The organism is Leptothoe sp. ISB3NOV94-8A (genome assembly GCF_043421595.1).
GTDB lineage: Bacteria > Cyanobacteriota > Cyanobacteriia > Phormidesmidales > Phormidesmidaceae > Leptothoe > Leptothoe turfae.
Map to the genome: position 1 here is coordinate 5,639,812 of NZ_JAXSQW010000001.1, position 16,859 is coordinate 5,656,670.

The 16,859-nt window shown below is 47.1% G+C and carries 15 protein-coding genes; 6 read left to right on the forward strand and 9 right to left on the reverse strand.

Annotated elements, in window-relative coordinates; all coding sequences use genetic code 11:
- Window positions 1-119: 119 nt before the first annotated feature.
- Window positions 120-992 carry an RMD1 family protein gene (locus SPB21_RS24170; RefSeq protein WP_006517038.1) on the reverse strand — a complete coding sequence of 291 codons (873 nt, stop codon included), beginning with the start codon at window positions 990-992 and terminating at the stop codon, window positions 120-122.
- An 88-nt stretch (window positions 993-1,080) separates the two neighbouring features.
- On the reverse strand, window positions 1,081-1,626 hold the full coding sequence (locus SPB21_RS24175) for an EF-hand domain-containing protein (RefSeq protein ID WP_499867881.1): 546 nt from the start codon (window positions 1,624-1,626) through the stop codon (window positions 1,081-1,083).
- Window positions 1,627-1,755: 129 nt separating this feature from the next.
- On the opposite strand from SPB21_RS24175, the gene mutS reads away from it, so the two are divergent.
- Entirely contained in the window at window positions 1,756-4,455 is a 2,700-nt protein-coding gene (gene mutS, locus SPB21_RS24180; RefSeq protein WP_499867882.1) for a DNA mismatch repair protein MutS, read from the forward strand.
- A gap of 92 nt (window positions 4,456-4,547) precedes the next feature.
- On the opposite strand, the gene SPB21_RS24185 is transcribed toward mutS, so the two are convergent.
- The gene (locus SPB21_RS24185) at window positions 4,548-4,748 is read right to left on the reverse strand and encodes a hypothetical protein (RefSeq protein WP_163659118.1); all 201 of its coding nucleotides are present in this window, start codon (window positions 4,746-4,748) and stop codon (window positions 4,548-4,550) included.
- Between the two features lie 254 nt (window positions 4,749-5,002).
- Between SPB21_RS24185 and SPB21_RS24190 the strand changes: the two genes are divergently transcribed.
- Window positions 5,003-5,593: a DUF6940 family protein gene (locus SPB21_RS24190; protein WP_499867883.1), complete on the forward strand. Its 591-nt coding sequence runs from the start codon at window positions 5,003-5,005 to the stop codon at window positions 5,591-5,593.
- Between the two features lie 46 nt (window positions 5,594-5,639).
- Window positions 5,640-6,104 carry a GNAT family N-acetyltransferase gene (locus SPB21_RS24195; protein ID WP_163659120.1) on the forward strand — a complete coding sequence of 155 codons (465 nt, stop codon included), beginning with the start codon at window positions 5,640-5,642 and terminating at the stop codon, window positions 6,102-6,104.
- Here SPB21_RS24195 and SPB21_RS24200 read toward each other — a convergent pair.
- Window positions 6,101-6,538, reverse strand: coding sequence for an ABA4-like family protein (locus SPB21_RS24200; protein WP_163659121.1), 438 nt, complete (start codon window positions 6,536-6,538; stop codon window positions 6,101-6,103). The two genes, SPB21_RS24195 and SPB21_RS24200, sit on opposite strands and share 4 nt — an antisense overlap.
- Before the next feature lie 579 nt (window positions 6,539-7,117).
- On the opposite strand from SPB21_RS24200, the gene SPB21_RS24205 reads away from it, so the two are divergent.
- Complete coding sequence (locus tag SPB21_RS24205; protein ID WP_250565803.1) at window positions 7,118-8,821, forward strand: DEAD/DEAH box helicase; 1,704 nt, start codon at window positions 7,118-7,120, stop codon at window positions 8,819-8,821.
- Here SPB21_RS24205 and def read toward each other — a convergent pair.
- Entirely contained in the window at window positions 8,808-9,335 is a 528-nt protein-coding gene (gene def, locus SPB21_RS24210; RefSeq protein WP_163699566.1) for a peptide deformylase, read from the reverse strand. The two genes, SPB21_RS24205 and def, sit on opposite strands and share 14 nt — an antisense overlap.
- Complete coding sequence (locus SPB21_RS24215; RefSeq protein ID WP_499867884.1) at window positions 9,336-10,520, reverse strand: HhoA/HhoB/HtrA family serine endopeptidase; 1,185 nt, start codon at window positions 10,518-10,520, stop codon at window positions 9,336-9,338.
- Between the two features lie 778 nt (window positions 10,521-11,298).
- Here SPB21_RS24215 and dnaA point away from each other — a divergent pair.
- Complete coding sequence (gene dnaA, locus SPB21_RS24220; protein WP_163659124.1) at window positions 11,299-12,660, forward strand: chromosomal replication initiator protein DnaA; 1,362 nt, start codon at window positions 11,299-11,301, stop codon at window positions 12,658-12,660.
- A gap of 241 nt (window positions 12,661-12,901) precedes the next feature.
- Here dnaA and SPB21_RS24225 read toward each other — a convergent pair whose 3' ends face one another.
- Complete coding sequence (locus SPB21_RS24225; RefSeq protein WP_499867885.1) at window positions 12,902-13,120, reverse strand: hypothetical protein; 219 nt, start codon at window positions 13,118-13,120, stop codon at window positions 12,902-12,904.
- A 153-nt stretch (window positions 13,121-13,273) separates the two neighbouring features.
- Between SPB21_RS24225 and dnaN the strand changes: the two genes are divergently transcribed.
- Window positions 13,274-14,401 (forward strand): DNA polymerase III subunit beta, encoded by a 1,128-nt coding sequence (dnaN, locus tag SPB21_RS24230; RefSeq protein WP_163659126.1) that lies wholly within the window; start codon window positions 13,274-13,276, stop codon window positions 14,399-14,401.
- 502 nt (window positions 14,402-14,903) lie between these two features.
- Here dnaN and SPB21_RS24235 read toward each other — a convergent pair.
- Window positions 14,904-15,329 (reverse strand): Fur family transcriptional regulator, encoded by a 426-nt coding sequence (locus SPB21_RS24235; protein WP_163659127.1) that lies wholly within the window; start codon window positions 15,327-15,329, stop codon window positions 14,904-14,906.
- Window positions 15,330-15,426: 97 nt separating this feature from the next.
- The gene (locus SPB21_RS24240) at window positions 15,427-16,806 is read right to left on the reverse strand and encodes a hypothetical protein (RefSeq protein ID WP_499867886.1); all 1,380 of its coding nucleotides are present in this window, start codon (window positions 16,804-16,806) and stop codon (window positions 15,427-15,429) included.
- Window positions 16,807-16,859: the final 53 nt, after the last annotated feature.

Here is a 16,859-nt window from a genome sequence, read left to right on the forward strand (position 1 = left end):
GCACTCTCAAAATTGCACTCAACGAGCGGTTAACTTACAGAGTATAAACTGCTCTAAAAAACGTACATCAAAGGCCACGTTGTTTAGATTAAATCATTCCAATGATCAGAAACCTCCGATTATTGCAGCCAAATTTCGTACACCGACAGCAGAATCTCCACCAAAATCAGGATAACAATGTACCATTCCACCCGATGACTGCTGCCCTGCTGCAATATGCTCAACGCAGTTTCTACACTACGGGAAATCAAAGCGAGCTTTTGCTCCAGAATCAAAAGTCGCTCCCGCAGTTCATATTCGTCCTCTAGACGCAGATAGAGCCGGTTTAAATCCGGGAAATCCCAAATCGGATCCGGTTTATCACCCACCTCCACAATGCCCAACATTTTTTGCTGAATTAGTAACGTTCCACCGATGTAGCGTAGCAACTCTTTCTCTTTTGGTGCCCGTTCTTTAGGGTTTTGAATCGCTGTTGTAAACGGCTTAATTTGATTAAACAGATCAAAAACCCTTTGCTCGTAGTAGTCCAGGACAACGCTTTTTGCGAGGGCCTCTGCCACAATTTGCAAACGCTCTGCACTAGAGTCCCGCAGCCATAATGTATCTTGCTCTAACCGTTCTTTCGCTGTGGGATGAAATGCTAACAGCAGATCCTCAAATACATCTTCCGACGATGGTTCTTTGATTAACGGCTTGAGCGACTCTAAATATGCAGCTTCTTCGATAGCATTCAGATTAAATACGACAACCACACCGTAACGTAGCAGTACGGCACAGCCGGACTTCCCAGCCCTAACAATCAACGGGTTGGTAGACAACGCATCCTTGGTTTCCAATGTTTTCACAATCAGGCGCTCACCGACTAAGTGGGCACGGGCCACGATGCGATCTTCCGTTGACCACCCTAAAGGGACGGGTGATAGCTGAGGTAGTGATGCATTCGATGATTGTGGAGTATTGAAATCAGCAGGTGGTGTGCTTAGAGAAACCATACAAAGGCTGAGCGTTTAAGAAATACACAGCTATATAGTATGCCTGGCCAACTGTTTCAGTAGACTCGTGCCTGCTTTTTCAGATGATTCAATAGGGACCAAATATAAAGTTGGCCGGAGCAGAGGGCTCATTGATATAGAAAAAATCATGAATCAACGTCAGCACTTCATCCTGATTGAGAACTCCATCCTGATTCACATCTAGATTAAGAAATATGGACGATGCATAGATTGGCAGCACATTGAACACTGACAGCAGACTGATCCATTCCTGTTCGCTAATCTGACCATCGTTATCCTGATCAAAAGCGGCAAAGAGCAACGTTACTAGGGCAATCACTCGACTGGCATATTGCTTAATATCATTCAGAATCTGCTCGTAATAGGTTAACCATTCCCTCAAGGTAATCCGAGCATCACAATTTTGATCTGCTGCTGCGCACAGGCAGACCCAGTCCTGCTGGAAATGGGTCAAAATTTGCTCTTGATGGGATGCAGCTTGCACCTCCTGGCGCAGGTTTGCCAGGCGCTGAGCCAAGGCAATAAAATCCTGCTGCACCAGTACGCCATCGTCATTGGCATCGTACAGATGAAAGAGCTTAGTTAACTTACGCGTCTGAATATCGGTCAGCATGGGCTAGTAAGCATTGGTCAGACGATTCTAAACGCTAACAATGGATTTGTGGATTTCCTAGATATCTTAGAGATTGCATCTAAGCATGCATCATAAGATTAATCAGAGTTCTAACGGTTCAAAGGCCCCATGACCGCATCCGCATCTAAAACCAACAGCCAACGCTCTGGTAATACCCCCCAAGACATTGGCATTCCAGAACGGTTGCTTAAACATACGGTGCGGTACACCGACTATCAAGAGATCAAACGCGACGACCTGACGCCAATGATGCGTCACTACGCTGAGGTAAAGGATGCCTATCCCTATGCCCTTTTGCTCTATCGCGTTGGGGATTTTTTTGAGACGTTTTTTCAGGATGCGATCGCAATTGCCCGTGAACTAGAGCTCGTCCTGACCAGCAAAGATGCTGGCAAGGCTATCGGTAAAGTCCCTTTAGCAGGCATTCCTCATCATGCGCTAGATCGCTATTGCGCACTATTAGTGGAAAAAGGATTTGCGATCGCAATTTGCGACCAGGTAGAAGATCCGGCCCAGGCCCAGGGACTGGTCAAACGAGAGGTCACCCGCGTTATTACGCCTGGTACCATTCTTGAAGAGGGTATGCTCACCGCTAAACGCAACAACTTTTTAGCCGCCCTAGTCATTGCCGACAAACATTGGGGACTAGCCCATGCCGATGTCTCAACAGGAGAGTTTTTTACCACCCAGGGTACAGCCATTGATCAATTGTCTCAGGAATTGATGCGACTGCAGCCCGCAGAGGTACTTGTGCCCACCAACGCCCCTGATTTAGGTGCACTATTGCGGCCAGGAGAAACCTCGGACAACTTACCCGAAGGCTTACCAGCACAATTTTGCTATACCTTTCGTTCCCAAACACCGTTTACCCATGCTGAAGCAAAACAGCGTCTACTACAAAGCTACCGCGTACGCTCTTTAGAAGGTTTTGGTTGCGAACATTTACCGCTCGCAGCGAGAGCAGCTGGCGGTTTATTGCATTATGTCGAAGATACTCAAAAAGAGAGTTTGGCACCACTACAGCCTCTATCGACCTACACCACCACAGAATTTCTGGTGATTGATCATCAGACTCGACGTAATTTAGAGATGACTCAAACTGTACGGGATGGTATCTTTCACGGCTCATTGCTGTGGGCTTTAGACAAAACCACGACCGCCATGGGCAGTCGAGCGCTGCGACGCTGGTTATTGCAACCGCTTTTAAGCATCGAGAACATTCAGGAGCGCCAAGAAACGATCAGTGAACTGGTAGACAACGGCACGCTACGTCAGCAGCTACAGCTGATCCTCAAGCAAATTTATGATTTAGAGAGACTGGCCGGGCGCGCTGGCTCTGGTACTGCCAACGGTCGTGATTTAGTAGCCATGGCTGAGTCATTTGAAAAGTTACCAGATCTGGCGGCACTGATGGCCCACGCCCAGTCACCGCATTTAGTGAAACTACAGATTGTACCGTCAGAACTGGAGCAGATGGGACGCAAGCTCAGAGCTCATTTAGTGGAGAGCCCACCGCTCTACCTCACAGATGGTGGCCTGATCCGCGAAGGCGTTAATGCTCACCTTGATGGCCTACGAGATCAAGTCAGTAGCGACCAGCGCTGGATTGCCAATCTGGAAGTTACCGAACGGGAACGTACCGGTATTTCTAACTTAAAAGTCGGTTTCAATAAAGCCTTTGGATATTACATCAGTATCTCTCGGGCCAAGAGCAAACAGGCTCCTGACAACTACATTCGTAAACAAACGCTGACTAACGAAGAACGCTACATTACACCAGAACTAAAGGAGAGAGAAGCTCGCATCCTTAACGCAAAGGATGAGATTAATCAAATTGAATACGAGATTTTTCTAGAGCTACGGGAAGACGTTGGCCAACATGCTGAACTCATCCGCAAGGTGGCCGTAAATGTAGCGGCAGCAGACGTGCTTTGTGGCCTGGCGGAGCTGGCTATCTACCAGGGATATTGTCGCCCTGATATTGTGCAAGATCGGACTCTAGCGATTGAAGCTGGACGCCATCCGGTGGTAGAGCAGTCGCTGCCTGCGGGCTTTTTTGTGCCGAATTCGACGGGTCTTGGTTATGGGGAAACACCCGATGGGAGGGGGGGCAAGGCCCATCCTCCGGACTTGATCATTTTGACGGGGCCAAATGCCAGCGGGAAAAGCTGCTATCTGCGACAGGTGGGGCTCATTCAGCTGATGGCCCAGGTAGGAAGCTTTGTACCAGCGAAGAGTGCAGTGCTGGGAGTGTGCGATCGCATCTTCACCCGCGTTGGTGCCGTAGACGACTTAGCCACCGGGCAATCCACATTTATGGTGGAAATGAATGAAACCGCCAATATTCTTAACCATGCCACCCCTCACTCCCTCGTCTTACTCGACGAAATTGGTCGAGGCACAGCCACATTTGACGGACTCTCCATTGCTTGGGCGGTGGCAGAACACCTGGCTAGTGATATTCAAGCCCGCACTATTTTTGCCACCCACTACCACGAGCTCAATGAGCTCGCTTCACTATTAGAAAATGTGGCCAACTTCCAAGTAACGGTGAAAGAAATGCCAGACCAGATTATCTTTCTACACCAGGTACAACCTGGCGGAGCTGATCGCTCTTATGGAATAGAAGCCGGTCGCCTAGCGGGATTGCCCCCCAGCGTCATCAAACGAGCCCAACAGGTCATGGGTCAAATTGAAAAACACAGTAAAATCGCCGTAGGCCTCCGCAAAGGGAGTGCAACCAAACCGTCTAAAAAATCAAAAGTTCAAGAAAGCAGCCCTGATTCTCAACTCAATATTTTTGGATAACAGTCTTTTCTGTAGCGCCCTGATATACCGTCATCCCAACTAAAATACAATGTACAGACGTTTTATGGAACGCCTCCACCAAGCGTCTAGTATTAGTCAACCAGTTGAATTTTACCCAGACTCAGCTCATCAAAAATATGATGTACCTGCTCACGCTGTTTAGGGGTTAAATCCACAATGGACAGTAAAAAGGAAGACAATCTGACATGATCTTTACGAGTAAGTTTGTGGGTATTCCAAACCTGCTGCAATATAATCTCGGGTGTTCTTTCTGTCTTTCTAACGGCAACCATAGGACTGCTCTCGCGTTAACTGTTAGGGAACAACGTTTCTGTACTGCCATGATGGCTAGTCCGTGGTGATATTGGTCGCGCAAATGCGCGTAAATTACTCAGCAAAACCGTGAATTGTTCGTGAGTAGGCAACGTATAATCACTGACACTAGCCACACTGACCTCTACACTGTTATCTAGTTATCCCAGGAAAAGTTCCCGACATTGCAGCAAAATTAGACAAAAGTTTGACAAAGGTAGGGGAGCAGTCGGTCATGTGGAATGCACAGTGCGAAAAATCACATAATCTTCACAGCCTTCGGGTTGTCATCACAAAAAATTCATCTCCTGTTTCCTATGCAACAGTTATAGATGCCTGGCAAAAAGATAGTGGTTTTCGTAACTTTTTCATTGACCTATTGGCAAAATCTCCTTTTGCCAGCTTTCGTTGGGAAACACCACCAATAACGACAAAAACGGTTAATACTCCTTTTGAGTGTGTGTTAATAGACAGCCCGAGCCTGTCACGCCCCCCTGATCGGCAGACGTTTTCACCCTATTTCCCACCTGATCAACCGGTTGTTAATTTTTTGAATCTGGGCAAAGATGCTGTGCTAATTGTCCCCTGCCCTACAGATGCTGATGGCGATTACAGTCATCTCGGGGCGTTTGTACAAAATGCGCCGAGGCCTCAGCAACATGCCCTATGGACTTTAGTCGGTGATACTATGGCCCAACGCATTAGCGATCAGCCAGTATGGCTTAGTACAGCAGGTGGTGGAGTCGCCTGGCTACATGTGCGCCTTGATAACTATCCTAAGTACTATCACCATCATCAGTATCGTCAGATTCCTGAAAGCCTGTAATTTTACTCATCCTAGGGCTTATATCCGTTGCCCATAGAGGTACATCATGCATTACAGACTCCAACTCGCATCTACGGACAACCTGCAACAGCTATTGCCGCTGGTGGAGGCCTACCATGAGTTTGAACGCATCCATATGACGGGCAAGAACCGAAAACAGGCTATTCATGGCCTGCTATCCGACTCTTCACTCGGGGGAATTTGGTTAATTGTTGTAGATATTGCGATCGCAGGGTACATTGCCCTCACCTTCGGCTACAGTATCGAATTTGGTGGTAAAGATGCCTTTATCGATGAGTTTTATATCCGGCCCGAGTTTCGTGGCAAAGGTTTGGGAAAACAAACCCTGAGGCAGATTCAGCAAGAAGCAAAAGCCCTGGATATTCATGCGCTGCACTTAGAGGTGGCGGCATCCAATACTAGGGCACAGCACCTCTACGCCCAGACTCATTTCCAAGCCCGCAGCAAATACATGCTGATGTCTGCCTATTTAACAGAGACTAGCGTTTAAGCCACTTCAGCGGAAGACTTAAACAATGGTGTAATCCACACAGTCACTACATGGGATAAAAGTCCCATAGGTCCAGCAAACAAACATAGCGCCAGGGAATGACGAGTAAATAATTGTTTCTCTTGTCCGTGCAAGTAAATCCAGCGGCCCACAAAGAGATCCATCACTAAGAAGTGCACCCATCCCGTCGTCATCACCTTTTCATCTGAAAATAAGTTGGCCAACACCGCCAGAGTAGGGTTAGCAAACTCCTCGAGTTTGTCAGGATCAAGACTGGCAACAAAACAATAGACATAAAGCGCCGCCAACACCACAAATGGAATGTAGGATGCCATGATTTTGCGGGTGACGTCCCAATTGGGCAATAACACCATCAAGGCCCAAAATGGGAGCACAAACAAATTACCGAAGTTAAAAATATATTCAAATACCATCGCCTAACCTGCTCACCAATTAAAAGATACTGGAGCCATTGTAAAACGATGATATTTGAAAAGGAGGATCGAGGTGCTTGCTGATTAAGGGAAAGATTCGAACCGGCAAAATTGCCCTACATCGACATTTTTCAGATTTACTCTCCTCTGAATCAGCAAGGTCAAAGCATCTAAGCTACATCCAACAAATCCGAAGCTAGTGCTTTCACCAGACTCTAAATGAGAGTTCTAACCTTGCGCCCTAAGCGTGTAAAGATTGCCATCACATTCAAGGATTTCTCCATCCCAGAGGCTCTATATATCTCAAGATGGTTTCAGACGATGCACCCAATTATGTGTCTTGTTCCAAGTATAGAGCAGATAAAGTAGAATTGTAGAGACGTCCAAAAACGAAATTATTTATAGTCTGTAAAAAATGTAGAAATTATCCAACCATTGCTCGGGAGGAACGTCTTAGGGACTGAACTCAATTAGCAACCCTCATAATAGTGATTATTCAGCACTTATTTTGCTGTCAGAGTTTGTTTTTGACTCAACATCTGTCAGGCTGTAACAGCGCCTATATTAAGATTTAGATAAATGCCAATGGATGTGGAATCGGCTCCAAGCTTTAGTGAGTTGTCTTTAAGTGAGCCGGTACTAAAGGCTTTGGAAGGTTTGGGCTATGAAAGTCCAACACCCATTCAAGCCCAGACTATTCCCCATGTATTGGCTGGTGTGGACCTGATTGGGCAAGCCCAAACAGGTACTGGCAAAACAGCGGCTTTTGCGCTGCCATTGTTATCCCGCGTCAATATTGAGCAGCGTTTGCCCCATACCCTAGTATTGACTCCCACCAGAGAATTAGCAATTCAGGTGGCAGAAGCCTTTCAAAGCTATGCATCTCATATGAAAGGCTTTCATGTGCTGCCCCTATATGGGGGGCAAAGCTATAGTATTCAACTTCGTAAACTAGAACGTTCGGTACATATTGTCGTGGGCACCCCTGGCAGGGTCATGGACCACATGAAACGCGGCACCTTGGACCTGAGCGCATTGCAGTGTCTCGTACTGGACGAAGCCGATGAAATGCTGCGCATGGGCTTTATCGACGATGTGGAATGGGTATTGGAGAAAACCCCAGCATCTCGGCAGGTCGCTCTCTTTTCTGCCACCTTACCCAAAGAAATTCGCCATATTGCCCAGCGACATCTCAATAATCCCACTGAGGTCCTGATTAAATCCAAAACATCCACCGCTGACACTATCCGACAGCGCTATTGGATGGTTAGTGGGTACCACAAGTTAGATGCCCTGACCCGCATTTTAGAAACAGAGACATTTGACGGCATGATCGTCTTTGTTAGAACCCGTCTGGCCACCGTGGAACTGGCGGAGAAGCTGGAAGCCCGAGGCTATGAAACTGCCCCGCTTAGTGGAGATGTTTCACAAATGCAGCGGGAGCGTACCGTCGAACAGCTTAAATCAGGCAAGCTGGATATCGTCGTCGCCACCGACGTAGCTGCCCGCGGCTTAGACGTGGATAGAATTAGCCATGTCATTAACTATGACATGCCCTATGATACCGAGACCTATGTCCATCGAGTAGGCCGTACAGGGCGAGCCGGGCGTAATGGTGAAGCAATTTTATTTGTAGCCCCTCGTGAGCGACGATTGCTGTATGCCATTGAGCGGGCAACCAAACAAAAAATCTCCAAAATGGAGATGCCAACGACCGAGATGGTCAATAACAAGCGCATTGCTCGGTTTAAACAGCAAATTACTGACACCATTGCTGAGGAGAATCTAGAGTTCTTCAACAATCTCATGGAGCAATATGAACAGGAGCATAATGTGCCTGCTATTGAGATTGCAGCGGCCTTAGCCAAGTTGGTACAAGGCAACGAGCCCTTATTGTTGGAAGAACGCAAGCGCAGTCGTCCAGAGCGCGGCGACCGGCGCGAGCGACCCCAGCGACGTGAACGCAGGGCATCCCCACCTGAGCAAGGCATGGGACGCTATCGCATTGAGGTCGGTCATCGGCATCGGGTGAAACCTGGCCATATTGTGGGCGCGATCGCAAATGAAAGCGGTCTCGAAAGTCGCTACATTGGTCGCATTAATATCTACGACAGCCACAGCACCGTAGATTTGCCAGAGGGGATACCCAAAGAAATGATGCGACACCTTAAAAAGGTATCCGTTGCGGGCCACCCTTTGCGCATTAGCCGAGTAGAAGGGGAAATGACGGGCAAAGGCGGTGGCAAACGACGACGCCCCAAAACCAAATCTAAGGACAATTAAATCGATTTTGGTATTCGGCCTCAGTCAAAATGTCATCGGGATGCTCTACCCGGTCAAGAAAAACCTTGCCCTGTAGATGGTCGTATTCGTGTTGAAAAATTCGCGCCACAAAGTCTTGCAGATGCTGACGATGGTCATGGCCATCGCGATCCAGGTAAGTTACTTCGATCTCGCGGTACCGAGGAACAAATCCCCGCTTCCCTGGCACGCTGAGGCACCCTTCCCAGCCTTTGACTTGATCGTCACTGTGGTTAAGGATATGCGGATTAATCATGGCGACAGGCTCCATAGTCGGGGCCTCGGGGTAGCGTGGGTTCGGGCGTGAAGCCACAATAAACAGCTGTAGGCCTTCAGCAACCTGGGGTGCGGCAATACCCACACCATTTTTGGCCGCTGCGGTAGCTAACAGATCATCAATTAGCTGTTGCAGCTGGGGATCGTCTAAATGCTGAATGGGTTGGGCTTGCGATCGCAATCTCACATCACCCAATTGAATAACCGACCGTATGCCCATCTATCGTCGCTGCTGCGGTAACGCCTTTGTCATTACATCCAGAGCTATCTGACGACCACTCCGGTCAACCTCTATCCCAATCGACTCGCCTACGCCTAAATCTTGAACAATTTGCTGTACTTGCTCAGCCGCTGTGATCGATTTACCATTCATGGCCACAATCACATCACCCACTTCCAAACCTGCTTCTAAGGCTGGCGAATTACGCATCAGGCCCAAAATAATTACACCTTCGTCAGCAGATAACCTCAGATCATTACGAGGATCGCGATTGATTTGTTGGCGTAAATCAGTTGTCAGTGTACGCATTTGAATACCCAAATAGGCATGCTCCACCCGACCTTTCTCGATCAATTCTTGAGCTAAACGCTGAGCTGAATTGATAGGGATCGCAAACCCTAATCCTTGGGCACCTCCGATGATGGCCGTATTAATACCAATTACTTCACCGCGCTCATTTAGTAACGGCCCACCAGAATTTCCAGGATTAATGGCCGCATCAGTCTGAATAAACTGCACCCGTTTATCTGGCACTCGAATCTGAGCACTTGTGCGTCCCGTTGCACTGACAATTCCAGCCGTAACAGTATTGTCTAACCCCAGTGGATTGCCAATGGCAATAGCCCACTCCCCTGGGCGCAGCTGCTCTGAATTGCCAAGGGTCACGGTAGGTAAATCCTGAGCCTGAACTTTAATAACCGCCACATCCGTTAGCGGATCTTCACCCACCACCTCACCACTAAATTCACGGCCATCCCTAAGCGTGACCGTCACCGCATCGGCCCCTTCAACCACATGGGCATTGGTCCAAATCACACCATCTGACTCGACGACAAAGCCAGAACCCTGGCCACGCTCAACCCGAGACGATGGCTCCTCCCACATATCGCCAAAAAACTCTCGAAAGAACGGATCATCAAACGGTCCAGACCGACGAGTCACAGTTCGCGAGGAATCAATCCGAACCACAGCAGGTCCCACATCATCAGCCACGGATGCAATAAAGCTACTGTCCGTCAGCAAACGCCCAGACCCAGAGGTAGGCGATTGGGCCGTTGTTGGAACAAGTTGTGCTGTCGTGAACACAGCTGCCGTTGCACTACAGGCCGCAATAAACCCGTAAAGAGCTAACGACCTGGCAAAACGAACGGTTGAGGAGCGTAGTTTAGACATGGCATCAGGCATGGGAACTTTGCAATGACTCTGGTTGGACAGAACGCCTCACAAGCATCTACACATTGCCAGCGTCCTATTGACTAACCCTTATCTGTATAGCGTCTACAGCTAAATTCAACCATGTAACCTGTGCCAGTTCACCCTCGTCTCCATCAAGTTAGATCATTGCATCCTTTAAAGAAGGTTATATCTATGGTGCAGATTACTCTGGTGTGCTTGCTGGATATGTGAACAACAACAGGTTAGTGTATTAGAGCTCATTAGTTTTCAATGTACTAAAAGTTATACCTACGCATTTAAATATTCCTAGTCCTTTATGGGGAATAGCCCTCGTTAATGGGTGCTTGTAAGGGAAAACGTCGATAAAAGCCATACACTATCCATTCAATTCAGGTGTGTATCCCTAATCCAGGGTCGTTCAACCAAGAGCTCGCCTAAGAGTAGGTTGACATCCTGCTGAGATCGTCGATTAAGAGATGTTAGAGCACTGTGCCGTCATCAGCTTCAGTTTTTCAGCCTTAGCCATGGGGAATCGATTAATGTCTAATTTTGCGTGATTACTGATAAAACGGTTCTTAATACAGAACCTGTTGAAAACCATAGTTGATTGAATAATCAACTATGGTTTTTAGGACCTTATTAAATAGTGTTCCAAGTTCAGCACTGTCCAATTGTTTGGGGGTGTTTAATTTTGAGGTCCTTATTCTTGTAATGTTCCATTACGGAGCATTCAGAGAAAATACTGAGCTTGAGATTGCAGAGTTACTCACCGTTTGGAGGGTTAGTTGTGAACAAAGTGGATGGTCTCTGGAATGAAGTTCTCAATAAACTTCAGGACCAACTCAGTGGTCCCACGTTTGAAACGTGGATCAAACCCACACGACTCCAAACCCTAGCGGATAGTACTCTAACTATTTCCACACCGAATCCTTTTGCCCGTAATTGGGTGCAAAAGCACTACATTCAAGTCATTTCTGACGTAGCGCAAGAACTGTTGGGCCAAGACATTAACGTGGTCGTCACAGTGAGTGAACCAGTTGATGGTGATACGAATCGGACGGATAATGCTGCCGCCTGGCCTTCACCTCAAACCACAGAACGCATCACTACCAGTAAATCAAGTCCACCTGACCTCAACCCAAAAGCTGTTTTTTCCCGATTCGTTGTCGGGTCCAATAACCGCATGGCCCATGCTGCCGCCCTGGCCGTCGCCGAATCGCCTGGCCGTGAGTTTAATCCCCTATTTCTTTGTGGCGGGGTTGGTCTTGGCAAAACCCATTTAATGCAATCTATTGGTCATTACCGTCTAGATATCGATACCGCTGCTCGCATTGCCTATGTATCCACCGAGCAGTTTACGAATGACCTCATCACAGCTATTCGGCGGGACAGCATGCAACGCTTCCGTGAACAGTATCGAGAAGTCGACATCATCATGGTTGATGATATTCAGTTTATTGAAGGCAAAGAATATACCCAGGAAGAATTCTTCCATACCTTCAACACGCTTCATGAAGCAGGCAAGCAGATTGTCCTAGCATCCGATCGTCCGCCAAATAAAATCCCCAGGCTCCAGGAACGGCTATGCTCCAGATTTTCCATGGGATTGATTGCTGACATTCAACCGCCTGATTTTGAAACCAGGATGGCCATTCTACAGAAAAAGGCTGAATACGAGAGCGTGAATTTAAGCCGTGAGGTAACTGAGTATATTGCTTCTAGCTACACATCCAATATTCGTGAGCTAGAAGGTGCTCTCATTAGAGCTATTGCCTATACCTCTATCTCAGGACTGCCCATGACCATCGAGAATCTGAAGCCGGTTCTTGATGCCCCCACAGGCAAAATCGATGCGTCTCCCACATCGGTGATAGATATTATTTCCGAAGTCTTCAGCGTTTCCGTAGAAGACCTCAAAGGCAATTCTCGCCGCCGTGAAATCAGCCAAGCTCGACAGATCGCCATGTACTTAATGCGACGACATACGGATCTTAGTTTGCCCAAGATCGGCGAAGTTTTTGGTGGAAAAGACCACACTACAGTTCTTTACAGCTGCGATAAAATCGCTCAACTCATTAAAAAAGACTTGAACATGGCTCAAACGGTACGTGAGCTTAGCGATCGCATCAGCTTAAGCAATCGAGCATAGCTAGATCAAACAAATCATACAAAGTCGTCAATCTAGGGCTCAGACAAAAAAGAGGACATACGTGCTCTGCCCCAGGCATCCTGCGTAAAAGGATCAGGCAATAATAGTACAGAAACCGCACCAGGGATATGACCCTGGTGCGGTTTCTGTTGACTAGTACATTGAAAACTTTTGGCTGTGGAAAACAGTACTGACGATCTACTTAACAATCAAACCATTACGTCCGAAGGCTTTGAGAATATTAAGTTTGATACCAAAATCCAGAAATATCGCTTGTGGAAAACTCTACTTTAGCTGTGGAAAAGGTGGGGATTAACTGGGGAGAATAGGACAGGCGATGGGGAAAAAGATTTAGCCTACTCAGATCTTGTGGAAAACGGCTCTGAATATCCACATTTTTTCCACAGGCCAAAAAAGATTCAATAGCCTGATAGAGAAGGGGTGTAAAGATGTTTTCCACAGTTTCCACAGGCCCTACTACTACTATTGTTTAAATTTAAAGAAAGAACTTATCTATAGAACAGAGCAAGAAAATTTGCTTAAAATAAACGCTTTCCATCGTTCTGTTGGGGTGTTACGATTGGCCAGCATTCTTGATAGACATATGTCAGCCATGAAGTTCGTGTGCTCCCAGGGGGATCTCAACACACATCTCTCAATTGTCAGCCGGGCAGTTCCTTCCAGGCCCAATAAGCCCGTATTGGCAAATATTTTGGTCAAGGTAGATGAAGATGCACAACGCATTACCCTAACGAGTTTTGATGAAACACTAGGGATCCAAACCAGCTTTTCTGCCCATGTTGAAGAGGGGGGGATGCTGACAGTTCCTGCCAAACTATTGGGAGATATTGTGGCTAAACTGCCTCCTGAAGATTTAGATTTTAGCCAATCAAATACCGAACCAGTGATTACCCTGACGTGCTCAGCTGGTGAATATCAAGTGCGTGGCATGGAAGCCACTGACTATCCAAACCTTCCCTTAGTGGAGGATGGACAGGTAGCGAGTGTTTCGGCAGAATCCATTTTGGAAGGTCTACGGGGAGCTCTATTTGCTACCAGTTCTGATGAAACCAAACAAGTGCTCACAGGTGTTCATGTCGTGGCAGAACCCGAAAATTTAGAATTTGCTGCTACAGATGGCCATCGCTTAGCTGTAGTTCAGAGTGTGGATGATTCGGGCATGAACTTGGCCATTGATGTGACAGTTCCGGGCAAAGCCCTACGTGAGTTAGAACGGTTACTACAGTCTTATCAGGGAACAGAGCCAATTTCCCTAAGATTTGATCCGACTCAAGTCGTTTTTGAGTTAGGGCATCAGCGCATTACGACTCGTCTTTTAGAAGGGCAATATCCCAATTACCGCCAACTAATTCCTAAGCAGTTCGAGCGGCAGTTGACAATAGATCGTAAGCAGCTGATGTCTGCTTTAGAGCGCATCGGTGTACTAGCCGACCAACGCAATAATATTGTCAAACTTTCCATTGCTGGCTCAGCCCAAACCTTGGCTTTGTCAGTTGAGGCCCAGGAGGTGGGTAGTGGCCGAGAAGAGATGTCTGCCCAGGTGACAGGAGAGGATCTCGATATTGCCTTTAACGTGAGGTACTTACTAGAAGGCCTTCGTGCTCTACCGAGTCCTGAAGTGCAATTACAGTGCAATTCAGCTACTAGTCCAGCAATTCTGACTCCCGTTAGTGGTTTACAAATGACATACCTTGTGATGCCTGTGCAAATTCGTAGTTAAGCACATCAATAAAGTTCAAGGAAAATTTATCTAAATCCTCGCATTAGGCTTCAAGAAAGGGCAATCTGGTAATGGCCTAAAAAATTAAGCGAGGATTTAGATATGGATATCACATTAGCTGCTCTTGTTTTTGGAACAGTATTTGTCCTATTTAGCCGTGAAGTCCTGGGTGACTAGTACCCTGGGGCGTAAGTTTGCTCACTATCCAATGTGGATGAGTCGATGGGTGCATGGGTGCATGAAATTTCCGCCAAATTTTTGCCATTGGGTATACTAGCCAGAGGTAGAAATTATTTAAATCCTACAGTGAATGCTTGTGTTGCTTGGCTGATGTGATAGCAACACATAGTCCATCAAGCTTAAAGCCTAGTTTAAGTAGAGATTTAGTACTCTGTCCTGGAAGTTTCTGTTCTAGCTAGAACAGAGGTTTTATCATTGCCAAACAAGTCTCTATACTTTGGTGCAATGGATGCTCTTACAGGGGAGACTGCCTTGAAGGGCATCAGTTTGTAGTTCCAAAAAAATCAATACGATAATCGGTAATCTTCAGACCGGTACGTTGCTCAACTTCTTGAATAACGGCACGCGGTAGTTCGATATCAATATCAATTATTTTCTGAGTGTCTAGACAATTGACATGGCTATGAGAACTATTGAGATGGCCATATAGTCTGCCATCTGAGCGTTCAACACATTCAATTATGCCTTGATCAAAGAGGGCTTCTAAATTCTGGTAGACCGATGTGTGGCCAATTTTTTTGCCTCGACGGTTAAGTTCGTCATAAATTTCCCGTGCAGATAGATGCTCCTGCACATCCCAAAGCAACTCCAAAATATAGCGACGCTGACGACTGAGGCGCATACCTAATGCTTGACACCTTTCAATGGCGTCTGAGAGCGATGAAATTGGATAGGATGAGGGTTGCATGATCTTGACGCGGTCAGCCGACACCAGTCTCACTCTAGCTTGCTTTTTTTAATGTTGTCTATTTACTGATTCAAACTAACGTTTGTATGTAGAGCGATTAGCCAGCAATTTCCTCTGGATCTGATGTTGGAGCTATGGACAACCTTTGATCTTGAGAGTCATCTCCACGTTTTAAGGTGTCTTTTGCCTGAATGGCGTCAGTCTCAGCCTCATATGTCTTAGCTATGGGCACATCTCTGCTCTGAATTTCTCGACTCGAAGACTCCCAATCATCATGAATACTGAATGCTAATGATGTTGAATCTGTGGGTTGAGTCACCAATAATTTCTTTTCTTGCGAGGTCTTATCTGTAGAAAAGAGGTTAGTTGAAGGTTCTGGAGCTAATGCCAATATGGGGGTCTTCAAGGTTTCTTCTGATGGGGTATTTAGATCGTCTCGCTGGGCTTGATAACTGTTGAAGGCTGTGGCAACAGCATCATGGCGACGGCGTTGATCTCTACGAATGCTGGTTAAGGTGTTGCCTAGTCCAGGAGCATTCCACCGCTGCGTATCTGGGTCTAAGTAAGAGTATGTTCTTGCCCAGACAATGGCATCGTTGTTTTTCATTCCTTTATGTCTAGCTTGGACAAGACGATCGACATAACCACCGCGCTCTAAGGCCGCCCTAGGCGATTGATTTGCTAAGTCTAAACCATTAAGAACTTCCCCCAGGGTCATGGATAATTCTGCTTGATCAGCCTGGTTTGCAATGGTTTTCCCCTGTCTTTTGAGTCTTTTGAGTTGCTTCTTATCAGCTTCTTGAGGAGAACTTGCGCCGTGCTGATAGGAAAACGTTCCCATGTTCCACACACCGTTACCTGGGTCGGTGTGGCCGTAATAAGCTTGAGTGGGATTTCCGTTGGCAGTGCGTGTTCCTTCGGCGCTGCCAATAACCCGAGCGACTAATGAGTTGGAACCACCTTCATACATCCAATTGGGTAAAGCAGGCTGCTCCTGAGCTTTTGTTAAGGGCTGAGGTGGTGATGGCTCTGATGGCTCGAAGATAGATGCGTCCGGAGTAAAGTTTAAGGCAATGGCCTCCTTCTCTGATGAATCATGGGGTATAGGTGTAGATGGAATAGGGTTGGGTGAGAGTACCCGTGAGGTTGGCAAAGCGCTTGGCGGTGGTGGGGTTAATACCCGTGCAGATGCGATCACATGGCTCGGTAGCGCAGACTTAGATCTTGTAATTCGAAGCGGAGGCTGACTCGCTGTAGGCGGTATAGGCAGTGGCTTAAAAACTTTTACTGCACTTGGAGAGTCTGTCTCAGGTAAACCGGGTTGGCTATCGATAAGTTCAGAACTGGAGGAAGTCTGAGATCTTTTGGGTTGTGTCTCTAGGTCAAAGTTCACACCCATAGCTTGGGCAGGACGATGACCTATGGCAGTCACCAAAAGAGAAAGGGCAAAAAGGTTATGAAGCTTGAAGCGCAGCATAGTGGTCAGGACTCCGAAGGCGGAAACACAAGGTGAGAGAGGTTGCCAGGAAA